Source organism: Gimesia panareensis (assembly GCF_007748155.1).
In the GTDB taxonomy this organism is placed as follows: Bacteria; Planctomycetota; Planctomycetia; order Planctomycetales; family Planctomycetaceae; genus Gimesia; species Gimesia panareensis.
In genome coordinates, this window is sequence record NZ_CP037421.1 from 768,760 (window position 1) to 785,655 (window position 16,896).

The window sequence follows — 16,896 nt, forward strand, 5'->3', positions numbered from 1 at the left end:
ATCGATGAAGCGAGAATCCCGATCAGCAGAGATCAAGCTGGTGCTCCTGGCGCTGCTAGTCGGCATCGGTCTGTATCTGGTTCCTGGAGAGTATTCGGGGCGGTTGTATAATCTGATGCGGGATGCGGTGCGTCCCGGACTGACGCTGGTGCAGGCGTTGAAAGACCGGAAGACTCCGGAAGTCAAACAGAGTGCACCGGACGGACGTGTAAAACAGCTGGAACGGAAACTGGCGGCGGCCGCGCAGGAGAACCGTCGGCTGGCGCTGGAGCGGCTGCAACTGGCTGAAGAACTGGCGCAGCTCAAGCGGACAGGCGCCCCCGATTACGAGACGCAGCAGAGCGAACGGCTGCTGGTGCCCGATCTGATCGAGGCAAACATTCTGGGCGAGGCGGCAATCGCGCTGCTCAGAGAGGGACGGTTGCTCGATCAGGGCGAGACGCAGGGCGTATTTGAATCTTCGTTTGTACTCCAGTCGGATCTGCCTGCGATTGACCAGGGCGCCGCCCAGGGAATGAAAGCGGGTTACTCGCTGTATGCGGGACAGGCGGTGATTGGCAAGATCAGCGAGGTCGGCAAGTGGACGAGTACGCTGATCCCGATCACGTCAGTCAAGTATCGGGGGTCGGCCCGGATTGCCCGCAAAACCGAACAGGGGCTGCAACTGGGCACGGATGGTATCCTGGTGGGGCGCGGCGAAGGAAAATGTGAGCTGTTACAGATCCCGCCCACTGAATCGATTCAGGTGGGGCAGGAAGTCTATACGGGCGAAGTCGATCGCGAGTTGCCCTTAAGCATGCAGTCGACGCTGGGGCAGCCAATGTATTACGGGCGCGTGATCGAGGCCGAGCTGCCCCGCGGCGCACCCTACTGGAAAATCATTGTCGAACCGGCGGTCAAGCTGTCTGAAGTACGCCAGGTCAGCGTACTGCGACAGATTATCAACCCGCGACGGATGCTGGCGAACTGAGAAAGGAATCCACGGTGAAAGTTTTCAGCTTACTGTTGCTCTGTTACCTGGCAATCATCGCGCAACTGGTGCTGGTGCCCGAAATGAGCGTGGTCGGCAGCCGACCTCATCTGCCGCTGGTTGTGCTTTGTCTGGCGCTGTTCTGGTTGCGGGACGCACAGGTGTTTGTCTGGGCGATTCTGACAGGCATCATTTGTGAGACGTTCGACAACGCGCATGCGGGGACCGGCGTCCTGGTTTTGACGGGGCTCTGCTGGCTGGCGTATCGGATTCAGGTGCAGTTCGAACTGCGGTCCCTGGTGAGCCGTTCGGCTGTGATGCTGGGGCTGGCGTTTGCCTTTGAATGTCTGTTTCAGATGGTGAACCGGAGCGACTTCAGGTCTCTGTCGGAACTGTCCAGCATGCTGCCGGTTTCCGCGGGCAATGCTGTTTATACGGCTGTGGTGGGACTGGTGTTGCTGCTGATCTGCAAAATGGGTCGGTCTTTGTGGCCTTTCTCTGGCAATTCCGATTTTGCGGCCAGACACTCCTACACCTCCCGTTATTCCCACTGATCTGTTTCCCGTTGAGGGAACTGAGGAACTTTGAATCTGATGCGAAACCGTCCTGGCAATGATCACATGACGCTGGAAAACGAGGCCGGTGGCCAGTCGTTTCAGGTGGATCGTCTGCCCGGCGTACGTGTGTTTCTGCTGGGGCTGATTCTGGTAGTCCCCCTGCTGGCGGTCAGCGGGCGGCTGATGTTCATTCAGATGATGAACGCGGAACATTTTTACTCCCGGTTTGGCCAGACAACAGAGTCGTTTGAAAGTATTCCGAGTCGGGACGGGCGGATCGTATCCATTGATGGTCGCGTGCTGGCGCTGGATGTGGAACGCTTTGATCTGCAGGCGCATTATCGCTGGCTGGAAGAACCGCCGAACCCGCGGTGGTTGAAACAGCAGGCGCTGACGTTGCTAGAACCAGTGGAACGTCGCGATCAGGAGAAGGTCAAAGCGGCGCAGGAACAGGTGCTGGCCCGACGGCAACAGCTGTGGGAAGAGCTGGCGCAGGTCATGCGGACCACACCTGAAGAATTGCAGACATCGTGCCGGGACGTGCAAGAGCGGGTGGAGACGATTATCGAGAGCGTCAATCAACGGGCCTCTCAGAAGGAGAACGATAGCGAAGTCACAGAAGCGGAATCGGAAACGAAGACCGTCACAAAAGAGGACCAGCTGCAGCAGTTCTGGTCGCTGCTGAAAGACGCGTTAACGCGGCCGCCCCGCCGTCCGCGGCGCGAACGAATTGTGGTGCGCGAGGAGCTGGATTATCACACGCTGGCGTCCGGGATTCCGCGTGAGATCGCACTGGCGATCTCGGCTCATCCGGAGCGGTTTCCGGGAATTCATATCCAGGTGGCGACGTTGCGCGAATATCCGCAGAAGACGCTCGCACCGCACGAGATCGGGATTCGGCATCGGATCGATGAAAAGACGCTGGAGGCGCGCAAGCTGCGGTTTCCGGAGGGGGATCCACTGGATTACCAGGAGGGGGACCGGATCGGCAAGATGGGGGTCGAACGGACCTACGACCGTTACCTGCGCGGCTTGCGTGGCTTGAAAAAAGTGATCAAGAACCGACAGGGAGAAATCATCCGGACCGAAATCGTTCGCGAGCCGAAATCGGGCGACGATGTGGTACTGACGCTCAATACCAGCCTGCAGGACGAAGTACAGAATCTGCTGGATGAATCGTTGCATGAGCTGCGTCAGGGGACCGAGGAGCAGCCGGCGGAGCAGACGGATCCGGCAGCCGGCGGTTGTGTGGTGGTGCTGGATGTGCGAACCGGTGCGATCGTGGCGACGGCAGCGGCACCGCGGTACGATCTGAATCTGCTGCTGCATCCGACTCCCGAAGAGTGGCAGGCGGTTCTGAACGATCCGCGTCGTCCACTGTTTCCCCGGGCCACACAGATGATGCTGCCGCCCGGTTCGACGTTCAAAGCGCTGACCTCGATTGCATTGATGGAAAGTGGCAAGGTCGACCCGGATGAACCGTATGTCTGCCGGGGGTATCTGGATCGTCCCGATCGGCATCGCGACTATATTTACCGTCACTACGGCGTGGGGCATAACGAGCTGACACTGACGCGGGCGTTGCGGGAATCGTGTAACGTCTACTTCTTTCAGGCGGCCCGGAAGATGGGACCGGAGACGATTTATCACTGGGCCGATCAACTCGGGTTCGGCAAGCCGACGGGCATCGATATTCCGGGGGAGCGGGGCGGACATCTGCCCGATCCCTCTCCAGCAAAACCGGGGAAAAAATCGCCCTGGTATCCGGGGGATACCCTGGGAATGGCCATTGGTCAGTCGCGGCTGACGGTGACGCCGCTGCAGATCGCGCGGCTGATGGCGGTGGTGGCGAATGACGGAGAGCTGGTGGTGCCCCACCTGGCACATAGTATCGTGCCCTCTGCTGAATCAGCCACTACGACGCGGCAGATGATTTCGTATCCGCGGCGGTACGTGAGCGGCATTCATCCGGGGACGCTGGAACGGGTGCGGGAAGGATTGATCGAGGTGGTCGCGCATTCACGGGGGACCGGATATAAAACGGTCCGTCTCAAGGAAATCACGATTGCCGGTAAAACGGGGACCGCAGAAACCGGAGGCGGGAAGAACGACCATGCCTGGTTCGCGGGATTCGTCCCCGCGCAGCGACCGAAGTATGCGTTTGCCGTAGTGATCGAGCATGGGGGCTCCGGGAGCCGCGTGGCGGGGCCAGTGGCGCAGAAGCTGGTGCGGGCGATGCTCGATTCCAGCCTGCTGCAGCCAACCCAACCGAAGTTGCAGGCAAACTGAAGCTTGCCTGCGTGACTTCTATTTTTCCTCTTTGGGAGGAATGAGCGCTTCTGGCTGATCGATGTGCAGGTAGTGCCCATGATCGGCGGTGAGGATCACGACGGTGTCCTGCCAGTTGCTGTGCTTTTCGACCCAGTCGGTGATGACTTTGAAGGCGGCTTCCCCGCTTTTGACGGCTCCGATGGAGTTATCGAGGTTGTTGTCGTGGTTGGCCCAGTCGACATCGCCGGCTTCGACGAGTAGCCAGAATCCCTTTTTATTCTGGCTGAGAACATCGAGGGCAGACTCGGTCATGTCGGCCAGGGTGGGGTTTTCTTTAATGTCTTCCGTCGAGTATTTTTCGGCACTGTTTTTCAGTCCGGGAGCGGGCTGGTAATCCCCGTCTGCGGTCTGAAAGGGGAGGTGGGCGGCGTAGTTGCCGACACCATAGACGCCCAGCAGGCGGGTCTTATTTTTGATGGCGGACTGAGTGGCCTGCTGGAGACCTGTTTTACCAGAAACGCCAGGAGACCTGAGAGCGACCGTGTACTTTCCGCCGTGCTTGACGTCGGCTTTTTCGATGGTTTCCTCGGAGATGTATTTCCAGCCGGGGACGAAGTTCTTACCGTGCGATTTCCCGCCGGACTTTTTCTCCATGGTGCCGAACCCGCCGCCGAGGACGACGTCCAGACCGGGCAGGGAATCATTGGGATGGGAGATCGAAGACTGGCCGACGAGGTCGCGGGCGATGTCCTGGTAATCGTTGCGGCTGACGTTGTGAGCATAGGCGGCTGCGGGAGTCGCGTGTGTGATCGGGACGCTGGTAACGACGCCGATGGCATAACCGTCCTGCTGCGCCTGATGGGCAATCGTCGTCACCGGGGCACCGGTGGGATCGACGTTGATGGCATTGTTGTAGGACTTGATTCCCGCGGTCATGGAGGTGGCGGTATTTGCGGAGTCGGGATAGGCGTGCTCCCCGTAATTGTTACTGGGGCTGCCGATGAGGTACTTTTTGTCTTTGCCCGGCGTCCAGGGGTTGGGCCCCCCTTTTTCCGCATTGTATCCACCGCGGATTTTGCCTCCGGGATTCAAGACGCTCTGTTTGTCGACGTCCACGTTGGTGGCCGCGTTATGAGGCGCGGTGACCATGAAGCCGAACTGGGACGTGCCGGCTGCAGGATAATCCTGGAAGTAGAGGCCAGTTCCGCGACCGCTTTGATATTTGTCAGCACGATTATAATAGAGGGCGGCGGCCCGGGTGGTCTGCCAGTCCATGCCGTCAAAGACGACCAGGATGATGTTTTTCTTGCCTGCTTTGAGGGCGGCTTCCTGAATGTTGTAGAGGTTGGTCTGGTCCAGGTATTCCGCTGTGGCGTTCACGCTGTTTTCGGGGAGGTAGCCGTAAATGGATTCGAGTTTTTTCGCATTGCGGTAAGGGCTGTTCTGACCCGTGTAGGAATTCAGGTCGATTCCCTGGCCGGCGTCTTTGGTGCCAAAGGTGTAGACGGGGATCAGCCGCAGCGAGTGGGTGGACCACTGGGTATAGTTTTCTGGATCGAAGCCCCAGTGTGCGATGGGACTTTTCTTATTGCGAATGGCTTCGGTCTGGATCTTGCGAATGTGGTCGGCCTCCGGTTTTTTCGCGGAGACGGGCGAACAGATTGCCAGTAAAACCAGCGCGAACAGGCTGGCAGAAACAGCGCGTTTCATGGGATCCTCTATGATGATATCTGTAATTGGTTTGTGGTGAGTTGAGGAAGGTCGTCTCAATATTATAGGGGGGAGCGGGTCGGGTTTGTAAAGCGTGGGACTGTGAAGCGTGTGTGAAGTTTTCAAGATTCACGGCACTGTCGATTCTGGTAACGACTTACGTCACGCGACAGGGAACGAATTTTCTGGCCCGGACTGAATTTCTACCGGGATGCGTTCCAGGATCCCTTCCTGGAAAACCGGGTACAGTTTCAGATCGTCCAGATGTACATATCCGATGTGGCAGCCACAAGTCTGATTTGTGCAAGGACGATCGGTGAGGCAGACCTCAAAACCGGGTTCATAAAGATTCCCCAGCCGCTGTTTGATGAAGTGGCAGCGATAGATTTCGCCGGCACCGTCCACGGAAATCACACTGGAGCCACACCGGCAACTGCGACCCAGGCTCGCATGATATTGAGTATTGAGTTCAAACAGCGGATCGATGGCTGTGAAGCGTTCGAGGAGTTCGCCCTGGTAATCGACGTTCGAACTTTTGGCAGCGTTGACCCAGAGGTAGATGTCGTCGGGGAGTTCCGCACGGAGTCGTTCGATTTCTTCCAGATCTTCAGGAAGTCCGACAGAGCCGACACTGTGTGCCACGCCCAGTTCGGTCAGCCGTCGCGACTGAGAGAGGAAGCGGGCCCGCGTGGTCTGCGAGGGATGAAAAGTGCACCAGAGGGCCAGCCGGGAGGTATTCGCGTTTTCGATCCAATCTAAATCATAAGAGAGATTGGTCTGGGCGGCGACTTTTTCGACTTGCTCGAGGCGGGTCAGTTCACAGATGGCTGCCTGATACCAGCGGCGGGTGAGTGCTTCTCCCCAGGGGGTGAAGAAGAGGGAGAGTGAGTCGCCCGTGCGGGTTTTGATCCAGTCGACCAGGCGTTCGAGGGCCAGACGATCGGTTTTTAATTCGGCAGCGGTTTCATGGCGTTTGGCAAAGGGGCAGTAATGACAGTCGTAGTTGCAACTGGAGAGGGGGCCGCGATATAGAATGCTGAGAGTTACTGGCATTGAAACGTCTCCATACACTGCAGGACCTGTTCCGAGTAGAGCCAGGGGCCGATCGTGTCCGAACGTTCGAGACCGGTTGATGTGAGGATGATCGTATCGGCGGTGATCCGGGCGAGGCCATGCTCTGCCAGTTCCTCCAGCGCGGGAAAATGATCCAGGACATCTGCCCCGAATGTGTCTGCATAGAAGTCACGGGAGAGCCCCGTCGTCTGCAGGAGCGAGAGGATGAGAAAGCGGCGGCGCTGTTCATCGCAGTTCAGTTGAAAACCGTAGTCGACAGAAGCGAAGGACTCCGGCTCCTGTTCCAGATAGTGGGCGATGATGGCCGCTACGCTGCTGCGGCCGACCGCGAATTCGCTGGAGTAGTGGGTGCGGCTGGTGTAAGAGCGGGCACCGCAGCCCAGACCGATCATGCCATCCGTCTGACAGCAGTACTGTGTATCGTGGGGTTGTGTTGAGTCCTCTAAGCGAAACATGCGGAGCGAGTGTTGAGCGTATCCGTGTTCCAGCAGGAAATCTCTTCCGGCGCGGTAGAGGGTGAGGCGATGGTCGTCCCACTGTTGCTGTTTGCGTCCCAGACCGGTTAAGGGGCGGACATAAAGGGGGTAGAGATAGATTTCTTCCGGTCGGAATGCCAGTGCCTGCTGCAGGGAGTTAAGAAAGCTGGCGGCAGTCTGACCGTCAGCCCCGTAGATCAGATCGAGATTGAGAGTGGGAAAGCCGGCACTGCGGACCAGATCGAGGGCCTGCAGAATTTCCTTCCGTTTCTGCGGACGTCCGAGGTGGAGGGCTTCCTGTTCGTCAAACGACTGAATGCCGAGACTGATGCGGTCGACTCCCTGTGCGCGGATGAGGGTTACTTTTTCTGCGGTCAAGGTGGCGGGTGAGCCTTCGATGCTGGCAGGGATTTGCTCTGGGCTGGTATGCAGTTCCTGTTGCAGGATCTCAAATAACTGTGCGAGTTCGTCGGGCTCCAGGTAGGTGGGGGTGCCTCCGCCGATCGCGAGCTGGGAGAAATGAAAGTCGGGCAGCTGATCGCGCACCTGTCGGGCCTCGACGCGGAGTTGTTGCAGATATTGAGTGGCGAGATCCGTCTGGGGATTCGAGAGGGTAAACAGGTTGCAGAACCCGCACCGGTATTCACAGAAGGGAAGATGCACGTAGAGCGAGAGGTCGGTGCGGTCTTCCGATTCCCAGATCTCCCGCAGGGGGAGGGGACTGGCGAATGGACGATAGGCGGACTTATGCGGATAAGCGTAGCTGTAAGAGACGAACGGTGTTTCCGCGAGCATTGTCTGCAGTTGGGTCATGGCTGGTCTCCCGTCCGGGGAAGCAGGCATTCGAGGTAGGGGACTTCCCAGACGACCGGATGCGAAATGCGATGTCCCCGATAACCGTCTTCGCCGAAGGTCGTGCCGTGATCGGAACAGATGATGCAGAGCAGTGGAGCCCGCTGTTGCAGGGCTGCGAACAGGGGGCCGAGTTGAGCGTCTGCATAGGCGAGGGCTGCGAGCTGGGTTTCGACGGAATCTTCGAGGGCGTCTTGGACGAAGATGCAGCTGGGTTGATGGGTGGCAGAGACGTTGAGGAACAGAAACAGTCGCTGGTCGGCTGGTTGCTGGTTCAGCAGTTCGAGGGTGAAGTCGACCTGGTGTTGTGTGGAGTGACGATCGGTGACGCCGAACGCGGGCTGCCAGTAGCTTTCCTGAAACAGGCCGGGAAGTACGGTGCCGAGCGGGCTCTGTTGATTGAAGAAGCCGACGCCTCCAATGCAGAGGGTGTGGTAACCGCGGTCCGCCAGCCCGGCGACGATATTGTCTGTCGAGAAAACGCAGGTCTGGTCAGCAATGGTTTCGCTGCCGGGAAATTCGAGTGCGAAGAGTCGCGGATGCCGGCCTGGTGCGATGGGAGTGGGGAGAAAGCCGGCGAAAAAGGCCTGGTGGGCGGCAAAGGTGAAATTGCCCGGGGTGTGTCGGCACTCCCAGCCGGTCTCGGGGAGGAGCCGGGCCAGATGGGGGGTGAGTCCCTCTTCCAGCGCGCGGGCAGCGACATCGAAGCGGAGCGAATCGAGGGTGATCAACAGGATGTCGTGAGACCCCAGGCAGGCGCGTGCATCAATCATGGTACCAGAGATTCCAGCGAGTTGAGTGAGGAAATCTGGTAATGCGGCTGCGGAACTTCGTCAGGGAAGGTGCGCTCGAGGTCCATCCAGCAGGTCAGCATACCGATCTGCCGGGCGCCGGAAATGTCCTGGTGGGGATGATCGCCGACGTAGAGTGCCTGTTGGGGAGAGACTCCTAATGCGTGTAAGGCTTGCGAGAAGATTTCCGCGTCCGGTTTTGCCGAGCCGGTCTCCTCGGAGATCCAGATCTGATCGATATATTGGTCGATGCCCGCCGCTTTCAACTTGGCGCGCTGCAGATGCGCCGATCCATTGGTGATGACGGCCAGGGTATAGTTCTCCCTGAGTTGTTCCAGAAGTTGCAGGCATTGGGGGTCGGGCTGAATCATCTGCGGCAGTTTCTTGCGAAAATCGGCCCAGAGACGGTCCTGTTTCCCAAACTGAAATACCTGGGTCTGCGGAACAGCATTTTTGCCGATGAGATTGCCCAGGCGATCGCGGCGGCACCGATTTTGAACCAGGTGGAGGTGGTCGATCTGTCGTTGGGGACGCTGGGTGATGCGGGCGCGCAGGCGCTACTGGACTGCAATCGTTTGAACGAGTTGAAAAAGCTGGACCTGCATTTCCACTATCTGACTGATGAGATGTGCAAAAAGCTGAGTACACTCGATCTTGAAGTGGATCTTGACGATCAGCAGGAGCCCGATGAATACGACGGGGAAATGAATCGTTATTGTGCGGTCTCTGAATAAGGGATTGTGAGACAGCGCGATGCCTCTGCAGTTTGTGATCATTGGCAACCCGGAGAATCGTCGGGTCGGCCTGTTTCAACAGGCGTTGAAAGAACGGGGGCAATCCGCAGCCCGGGTGGTCCCGTATGAAAGTCTTTTGCAGGACGTGGATGCGCTGCAGGGAGCAGTGCCGCCGGGCAGTGTGGTGCGGATTGAGTCACCGGGCGAAAATTTCGCCGTGGAACAGGGACTGCTGGCACTGGGAGCGTCTCTGGCTGAACAGGAAGGGAGCCCGTTTCTGTCGTCCGCAGAGATCGAAGCGCTGGAGTATGACCACGGGTTGGTTCTGCATCCGCGGCAGTGGTACCTGGGATATTGCAGACTGCTGAGCGAGATCGAAGGGCGGCTGGCTGGAATGGAAGAGATCAGGCTGCTGAATCCGCCCGGTGACATCAGGGAGCTGTTTGACAAGCGGGCGTGTCATGCACGTTGCCGGGAGTCGGGATGTGCCGTTCCCGAGGCATTTCCGGATGTGCATTCGTTTGACGAACTTCAGGAACTGATGCGGGACCGTGGGGTTCAGCGGATATTTCTCAAGCTGGCGCATGCGTCGTCGGCCTCGGGAGTGGTGGCCGTGCATCAGAGTCCGCGCGGGATCGAGGCGATTACTTCCGCGGAACTGGTGGAAAGGGATGGTGAGCCAAAGCTCTACAACTCTCTGAAGGTCCGACGTTATACGGATCTGAAGGAAATCCGTACCCTGATCGATCTGTTGTGCCGGGAAGGGGTACATGTGGAGCGGTGGATGCCGAAAGCGTCGCTCAGTCATGGCAGGACGTTTGATTTGCGAGTGGTGGTGATCGCCGGTGAGGCGCGGCAGTTTGTGGTGCGGGAGAGTCGGAGCCCACTGACCAATCTGCATCTGGGGAACCGCCGGGGCGATGGAGAGCGGCTGCAGAGTTTGGTCGGGGAGCATCGCTGGCGGGAGCTGATGCAGGTGTGTGAACAGGCAGCGGGCGTTTATCCGCGGTGTTTTCAGTTGGGCGTCGATCTGCTGCTGACTCCCGGCTGCCGACAGTCGCTGATCCTGGAGCTGAATGCGTTCGGGGATCTTTTGCCCGGGATCCTGTGGGAGGGGGAGGAGACGTACCAGAGTGAAATCGGGTCGTTGCTGGAAGAGTCTGAAGGAAACGATCGTTTACCTCCAGACCCTGCAATCTGATCGATGTCTATTTTTGGCTGGTATGGATCAGTTCAAATTAAAATCGATGACATTTTCTCCCCCTGCTGAGACGTTAGCCGAGAGCCCGGATTTTTGCGGATTTCCATAGTCTGGAGGAATGACCGATTTGGTTTTTTCCGCCTGCTTGGCTTCTTCCGTTCCCGGCATGGGAATCACGCCACTGCTGACTGAGATCGTGACTTTGTGCTGGCCAGTGACCGCACCGGTCGATTTGCCTGTTTTCAAAGTGTAAGCACCGGTCGCGTCAGTCATCCCCATGGCGGAGGGCCCCGATTCGGGGATAAAGACAACGGTCGCACCCGGGACAGGATTACCTGACATGGTGACGATCCCTTTGACTTGAGCTGTCTCGGGAGCGTCGCCTGTACCCCCGCCGCATCCAGCCAGGAGCAGGAACAGCAAAGCAGACAGTAACATTTGAGTAGAGCGCATGATCGATCCTTTATTTTGATGCAGCCTGACCGGGCAGGAAGATCAGTGGTCAGGCTGCGGTCATTTTCGTTTTGTAACAGTACCCGGCGTGAACGGTTTTAGAATTCACCAAGGACTTCACCACCCTGGATGGAAGCCAGGGCCCGATAGGTTCCGAGGTCAATATTTTCGCTGATGAATCGAACCGCGCCATCTCCCATCAGGAAATGACCGCCTCCTTCATGGCGACTGGCGAAAGAATAGTTATTCGGCCAGTCACCGGCAGAATACGTATTATTGACGTAGTGATTTAAAGGGATTCCGCAGGTGGCGGTCGTTCCGTTGAACCAGTACCACCAGTTATGAGAACATTCCTGAGGCAGCACTTCGCCAACGAAAAATGTGGTGCTTAAGCCATCGGTGACATCGCGGACCTTTGTGGTAAAAACTCTGTTTGCCGAGTTACGACACATATAGCCGTTTCCATTGTCGAGTCCGTTGGTGCTCCCGGCATTACGACCTCTGGGATCGGAATGGATATAGCTGCCCCAGGCCCAGTTGTTTCCCGCAACGGCTTTATAGCTGGTCACGCCCCAGTTACCGCCGACGTTGGCACGACCGCCTAAAACGCCACTTTGTGTTCCCGGATCGGACGGGCAGAGAATGACGGTGATGGGGGTCTGTGCCACGGCCGTGTTGCTGGCATTGGACAGGGGCTGACCGTGGTTGATTTTGTTATACAGGTTGGCCTGATCAATGAAGGGGAGCAGGTAAGCAATCCAGGTGAGGCCACGTTGCGTGTTCGTATAGCTGCCCGTTCCATAGGACATCGGAAACATTCTGTGGGTGTCATGATAATTATGCAGGGCCAGTCCCAGCTGTTTCAGGTTGTTCTTACAGGTACTTCTGCGGGCTGCTTCGCGTGCCTGCTGGACGGCAGGGAGCAGCAGGGCGATCAGGATGGCAATGATGGCAATGACGACCAGTAACTCAATTAACGTAAAACCGCGTTTGTTAGAAGTGGTTTCATAACTTATTAAGTAAGGTGAACACGCACGCGAGTTGTGCGAATCCTAAAAACAAATGACTGTATCGTTCATATCGTATTACCAGACGACGAAAGTTGAACAGCCAGCTGATGGTGCGTTCGACTTTCCAGCGGCGTCGATATCGCCGCAGAGCACGCCCGTCTTGCGTCGCTGGTTTCACACGGTTCTTGCGATGCGGACAGATCAGCTCTATCTGCCGTTCCGCCAGCTCTGTGCGCAGGGGATCGCTGTCGGCCGCACGATCATAAATCAGGCGATCGGGGTCGCGTGGCAAAACTCGCTGGTCCAGCAGGGATTCAATCAGCTTCACCTCTGCCGGAGAGGCACTGGCACGATCCAAAGCGAGAGGGAGCCCGTTTCCGTCGACCAGCAGCATAAGCTTGGTTCCCTTTCCCCGTTTTGTCTTTCCGACATCGGCGCCCCTTTTTTTGCGGGGCAGAATGTGCCATCCCCGAATGCTTCCGACCAGACAACCAGCTTCCGGCGGTCTAAGTGTTCGAGCAATCGCTGCCACGCTTCCAGGAAGACACCGTCTTCGGTCCATTCCTTGAAACGCCGCCAGCAGGTGCTGGGAGATGGTAAAAATGTTGGTAAATCTTTCCATCGGGCACCGGTCCTTAATACCCAAAGGATTCCTTCGAGGCACTCGCGGGCAGCCACTCTGGGCCGCCCTCCGGCTGCGTTTACCGGTGGTTCTGGAAACAGATCTTTGATCAGAAGCCATTGCTCGTCCGAGAGTTGTGGTTTTGGTTCCGTCCTGGACCCGGTAATGTTGCGACCTGTGGCAGGTCGTGACACGCGGGTCATGGTCATAATGAGACCTCCTTTCGAGGGAGGTACTCGTACAAATACTATACCAAACTGTTCACGTAGTTTTGGGTTTTGAAACTACCTCTAGTAAAAGACATTGGCGCGAAAGTCTCCTAAAAAATCTGGTTGTGATAAGGGGAATAGAAAGCACTGCTTCGGAACGTCGGGTGTCACCTCCCTGAGAGTCCAAAAGGCGAGAAAAGTTTGAGTTCAATCAATATTGGAATCTGAATTGGCGGGTCAAAGTCGTGGGGCAAAATGCCATACGGATAAAAACATAAAGATATGTGGAATCATTGATGCAGTATGTGCTTTTGCAGATCAATTTTGCAAAGATTTTATGGACGATTCGAAAAGATTTCGGCATCTGTCCCTCTTTCCTCTGTATTTTCCAGCAGAGAGAAGCAGATGTGATTGACTGTGATGAGGGGATTCAAAGAACTTGAAAGGGAATCTGTGACTAAAACAGCTTCTTGATTAGTGTATTAATGTGGATATGTATGAGCGTTATGGATTCAATACGCTCGGAACAGATCAGTTTGAACAGTGAGATAATCTGATTCGGTCTGTATGATCTATATGTGAAAGTGCCTGATAATTGTGCAAATTTTGGGAATGGTATATGTTTTGCATTATTAAGTTATTCTGTAATCACATAGAATCTTTGAAGAATGACTTACTTGAATCAGGATACAACGATGACTCCTCGGGAAGTGCTCGCCCTCTGTCGTGAACGGGAAATTCAAGCCATTGATTTACGGTTCATGGATTTTCCCGGCACGCAAAAACATTTTACGATTCCTGCTAAGATATTAGTAGAAAAGAGTTTCGAAGACGGCTTCGGTTTCGACGGCTCTTCGATGCGCGGCTGGAAAGCGATTAACGAAAGCGACATGCTGGTCGTTCCCCAGCCTGATACCGCGTTTGTCGATCCCTTCATGCCCAATACGCTGGTGATGACCTGTAACATTCAGGATCCGATCACCCGGGAGGATTATGCCAAAGATCCGCGCAATGTTGCCCGAAAAGCAGAAAGCTATATGCGGTCGACGAAAATCGCGGATGTGGCCAATTTTGGCCCCGAAGCGGAGTTCTTTATCTTCGATGATGTTCGTTTTGATCAGAACGAGCACGAATGCTATTACCATGTGGACAGTATCGAAGGGCAGTGGAACCGGGGCAAGGCGGGCAGTGGCCCCAACGCCGGCTACAAGATTCGACACAAAGAGGGATACTTCCCCGTGCCTCCCGCTGACACATTGCAGGAAGCCCGTACCGAGATGATGCTGGCTTTGATGGACTGCGGCGTTGATGTGGAGGCCCAGCACCATGAAGTAGCGACCGGTGGTCAGTGCGAAATTGACATGAAATACGCGCCGCTGCTGAAGACGGCGGACAACCTGTTGCGATACAAATACATCGTGAAGAACGTGGCTGCCAAGTATGGCAAAACGGCGACGTTCATGCCGAAACCGCTGTGGAATGACAACGGGTCGGGGCTGCATCTGCACATGTCGCTCTGGAAAGAGGGGAAGCCGCTGTTTGCCGGTTCCCGCTATGGGGGACTCAGCGAAATGGGCATGTACGCGATGGGGGGAATCCTCAAGCATGCACCGGCGCTGTTTGCGTTCTGCTGTCCGACCACGAACAGTTACAAGCGTCTGATCTCGGGGTTTGAAGCGCCCATCAATCTGACTTACAGCTACCGCAACCGGTCGGCGGCGATCCGGATTCCGGTGCACAGTCCGCATCCGGAAAACAAGCGGTTTGAATTCCGTTGTCCCGATTCGTCTTCGAATCCATACCTGGCGATGTCGGCGGTACTGATGGCGATGCTGGACGGGATCCAGAATAAGATTGATCCCGGACATCCGCTGGAAAAAGATATCTACGATCTGAAGCCGGATGAACTGGCGGAACTGCCGGGCGTACCGGTCTCGCTGGAAGAGGCATTGCAGGCTTTACGCGATGACCACAAGTTCCTGCTGGTGGGTGACGTTTTCACAGAAGACGTGATCGATACCTGGATCTGGTATAAGACAGATCACGAAGTGGCCGCCCTCCGCGAACGGCCTCATCCGTTTGAGTTCGCGATGTACTACGACATCTAAAAAACGTGGATGTTCAGGCTTAGAGAATTCCAGGTAGCGTTTCTTAATTCGGATGTGATATAGCAAAGTCGTTTCAACCGGGGCTAAAGCCCTGCGGCTAATTTTGCTTTTCTGCTGTTGAAGTCCTGAAAACAAGAGTCACAGCATACCCTCGGCTATGGTGAATACTTACATAGCTAACGCTGTCGACCTCATCATCACGCTGAAAACTATTAAATAAATGCTACCTGGCGGCCTGCAATCCGATCACGTTGTGCATGAGGTGAAAACACAGATTTTGGTGTCTCCCGCAAGGTTGCTGTGTTACAATATCCGACCAGTGGGATTTGTTTGCTGCCTTATTAAAACCGACTGTGGAAACGATCTTCAGTTCCCGGAGAAGTCCTCATGAAACAAGTTTCAGGCATTTTGTTCTTTTTTGCGTTGCTGCTCTCTCACCAGCCTGGTCGTGCGGGCGAAACGGGGTTACCCGATGGTTGGCAGGCGATGACGCCTCGTGAAGAACTCCGCCCCGAAATTTCATGGAAAGCAGACGCTGGTCCGGATCAAGGGGGAGCATTTCTCATTCAGGCAGATGGTCGGGAAGGCTTAATGGGACATATTCAAAAAGTGTTTCCGGTAGAGGGCGGGAAGACCTATGAATTCACGGCAATGCGAAAAACCGAGGGCATTGATCTGGTTCGCCGCGCCGGAACAGCCCGCCTGATCTGGCTTGATCAGAACGGGAAGCGAGTCTTGCGAGATGAACGATCCTTCGCCTCTTATCGCCCCGGAGAACATCCACGGGCAGAACCCGAATTTCCAGGAGATCAGGAAACCGTCTCTGGCTGGACGAAGGTTGCCGGGGTCTACCGTGCCCCTTCAAAGGCGGCGCAGGTTCAAGTCGAATTACATTTTCGCTGGGGGCCACCCCATTCAAAGATACTGTGGAGCAAGATCGGATTCAGTCAGACGAAAGAATTGAAGCCACGCATCGTACGTCTGGCGACGATTCATCATCGGCCGAAGGAAGGGAAAAAACCGAGTGATAAGCCAGCCCAGTTTGCGAAGTTAATTGAGCAGGCCGCAGAGCAGAAAGCAGATCTGGTTGTTCTCCCGGAATCGATTACGGTTTACGGCACCGGACTGTCCTATGCCGAAACCGCGGAATCAATTCCTGGTCCCTCTACAAAGTATTTTGGGCAACTTGCGAAAAAACATGACCTGTATATTGTAGTGGGACTTTACGAGCGGGCAGAGCATCTGGTTTATAACGTGGCCGTCCTGATTGGGCCCGATGGAAAAGTGGTCGGCAAATATCGCAAAGTGACACTCCCGCGTGGTGAGATAGAAGGGGGCGTCACCCCCGGGGACGAGTATCCTGTGTTTGAAACCCGTTTCGGAAAAGTCGGCATGATGATCTGCTACGATGGTTTCTTTCCGGAAGTAGCCCGGGAACTGAGCAAAAATGGAGCCGAAGTAATTGCCTGGCCTGTCTGGGGCTGCAACCCGTTGCTCGGCGCAGCACGTGCCTGCGAGAATCATGTTTACGTCATCAGCAGCACATACACGGACACCTCTTCCAACTGGATGATTTCCGCGATTTATGGACATGATGGCAAGCCGCTGGCTCAAGCCAAAGAATGGGGCACCGTCGCGGTCACCGAAGTGGATCTGAATCACCCGCTCTACTGGCAAAGTCTGGGAGATTTTAAATCCCAGATTGAACGCCATCGTCCCATTGTCGATACGAAACCGTAACTGCACATTCCAACCCAGTCAGGGGGCATTGGTCTGGCCAGTTCAAACTGAACTGCATTCGGTCAGATATCGAAACAGTCGATCAGTTGCTTTGATGTGATGGGGCGACTTGTGGTGC

Annotated in this window: 15 protein-coding genes; 7 read left to right on the forward strand and 8 right to left on the reverse strand. The window is 56.0% G+C overall.

The window, feature by feature from the left end; translation table 11 throughout:
- Positions 1 to 4: 4 nt before the first annotated feature.
- Genes mreC through Enr10x_RS02975 form a run of 3 tightly spaced genes read left to right on the forward strand, consistent with a single transcriptional unit; the run spans position 5 to position 3,816 of the window.
- A complete protein-coding gene (mreC, locus tag Enr10x_RS02965) occupies positions 5 to 970 on the forward strand; it encodes a rod shape-determining protein MreC (protein WP_145103850.1) in 966 nt (321 codons plus the stop codon).
- A gap of 14 nt (positions 971 to 984) precedes the next feature.
- Positions 985 to 1,524 (forward strand): rod shape-determining protein MreD, encoded by a 540-nt coding sequence (mreD, locus tag Enr10x_RS02970; protein WP_197996372.1) that lies wholly within the window; start codon positions 985 to 987, stop codon positions 1,522 to 1,524.
- A gap of 39 nt (positions 1,525 to 1,563) precedes the next feature.
- Entirely contained in the window at positions 1,564 to 3,816 is a 2,253-nt protein-coding gene (locus Enr10x_RS02975) for a peptidoglycan D,D-transpeptidase FtsI family protein (protein WP_145103854.1), read from the forward strand.
- 18 nt (positions 3,817 to 3,834) lie between these two features.
- Here Enr10x_RS02975 and Enr10x_RS02980 read toward each other — a convergent pair whose 3' ends face one another.
- From Enr10x_RS02980 to Enr10x_RS03000, 5 genes are all read right to left on the reverse strand, one after another.
- On the reverse strand, positions 3,835 to 5,508 hold the full coding sequence (locus Enr10x_RS02980; RefSeq protein WP_145103856.1) for an alkaline phosphatase: 1,674 nt from the start codon (positions 5,506 to 5,508) through the stop codon (positions 3,835 to 3,837).
- Positions 5,509 to 5,670: 162 nt separating this feature from the next.
- The gene (locus Enr10x_RS02985) at positions 5,671 to 6,561 is read right to left on the reverse strand and encodes an STM4011 family radical SAM protein (RefSeq protein ID WP_145103858.1); all 891 of its coding nucleotides are present in this window, start codon (positions 6,559 to 6,561) and stop codon (positions 5,671 to 5,673) included.
- The gene (locus tag Enr10x_RS02990; protein WP_145448098.1) at positions 6,552 to 7,871 is read right to left on the reverse strand and encodes an STM4012 family radical SAM protein; all 1,320 of its coding nucleotides are present in this window, start codon (positions 7,869 to 7,871) and stop codon (positions 6,552 to 6,554) included. The genes Enr10x_RS02985 and Enr10x_RS02990 overlap by 10 nt, the downstream gene beginning before the upstream one ends.
- Positions 7,868 to 8,683: an STM4013/SEN3800 family hydrolase gene (locus Enr10x_RS02995; protein WP_145448099.1), complete on the reverse strand. Its 816-nt coding sequence runs from the start codon at positions 8,681 to 8,683 to the stop codon at positions 7,868 to 7,870. The genes Enr10x_RS02990 and Enr10x_RS02995 overlap by 4 nt, the downstream gene beginning before the upstream one ends.
- Positions 8,680 to 9,072 carry an HAD family hydrolase gene (locus tag Enr10x_RS03000; protein WP_232093215.1) on the reverse strand — a complete coding sequence of 131 codons (393 nt, stop codon included), beginning with the start codon at positions 9,070 to 9,072 and terminating at the stop codon, positions 8,680 to 8,682. Before Enr10x_RS03000 ends, Enr10x_RS02995 begins: the two co-directional genes overlap by 4 nt.
- Between Enr10x_RS03000 and Enr10x_RS30220 the strand changes: the two genes are divergently transcribed.
- Together Enr10x_RS30220 and Enr10x_RS03005 are read left to right on the forward strand one after the other, a co-directional pair.
- On the forward strand, positions 9,052 to 9,435 hold the full coding sequence (locus Enr10x_RS30220; RefSeq protein ID WP_232093216.1) for a hypothetical protein: 384 nt from the start codon (positions 9,052 to 9,054) through the stop codon (positions 9,433 to 9,435). The two genes, Enr10x_RS03000 and Enr10x_RS30220, sit on opposite strands and share 21 nt — an antisense overlap.
- Positions 9,436 to 9,454: 19 nt before the next feature.
- Positions 9,455 to 10,636 (forward strand): STM4014 family protein, encoded by a 1,182-nt coding sequence (locus Enr10x_RS03005; protein WP_145448101.1) that lies wholly within the window; start codon positions 9,455 to 9,457, stop codon positions 10,634 to 10,636.
- Positions 10,637 to 10,663: 27 nt separating this feature from the next.
- Here Enr10x_RS03005 and Enr10x_RS03010 read toward each other — a convergent pair whose 3' ends face one another.
- The 3 genes from Enr10x_RS03010 to Enr10x_RS03020 all read right to left on the reverse strand — a co-directional run bounded on the left by Enr10x_RS03010 (position 10,664) and on the right by Enr10x_RS03020 (position 12,924).
- Positions 10,664 to 11,089 (reverse strand): carboxypeptidase-like regulatory domain-containing protein, encoded by a 426-nt coding sequence (locus tag Enr10x_RS03010; RefSeq protein ID WP_145103870.1) that lies wholly within the window; start codon positions 11,087 to 11,089, stop codon positions 10,664 to 10,666.
- Positions 11,090 to 11,187: 98 nt separating this feature from the next.
- The gene (locus tag Enr10x_RS03015; protein WP_145448102.1) at positions 11,188 to 12,105 is read right to left on the reverse strand and encodes a DUF1559 domain-containing protein; all 918 of its coding nucleotides are present in this window, start codon (positions 12,103 to 12,105) and stop codon (positions 11,188 to 11,190) included.
- Positions 12,095 to 12,924 (reverse strand): IS5 family transposase gene (locus tag Enr10x_RS03020; RefSeq protein ID WP_390621349.1). Its coding sequence is split into 2 segments (ribosomal slippage): positions 12,095 to 12,534 and positions 12,534 to 12,924, totalling 831 coding nucleotides; the frame shifts between segments, so codons are not numbered across the junction. The genes Enr10x_RS03015 and Enr10x_RS03020 overlap by 11 nt, the downstream gene beginning before the upstream one ends.
- 701 nt (positions 12,925 to 13,625) lie before the next feature.
- Between Enr10x_RS03020 and glnA the strand changes: the two genes are divergently transcribed.
- Positions 13,626 to 15,038 (forward strand): type I glutamate--ammonia ligase, encoded by a 1,413-nt coding sequence (gene glnA, locus Enr10x_RS03025; protein ID WP_145103874.1) that lies wholly within the window; start codon positions 13,626 to 13,628, stop codon positions 15,036 to 15,038.
- 387 nt (positions 15,039 to 15,425) lie between these two features.
- A complete protein-coding gene (locus tag Enr10x_RS03030) occupies positions 15,426 to 16,778 on the forward strand; it encodes a carbon-nitrogen hydrolase family protein (RefSeq protein WP_145448103.1) in 1,353 nt (450 codons plus the stop codon).
- Positions 16,779 to 16,896: the final 118 nt, after the last annotated feature.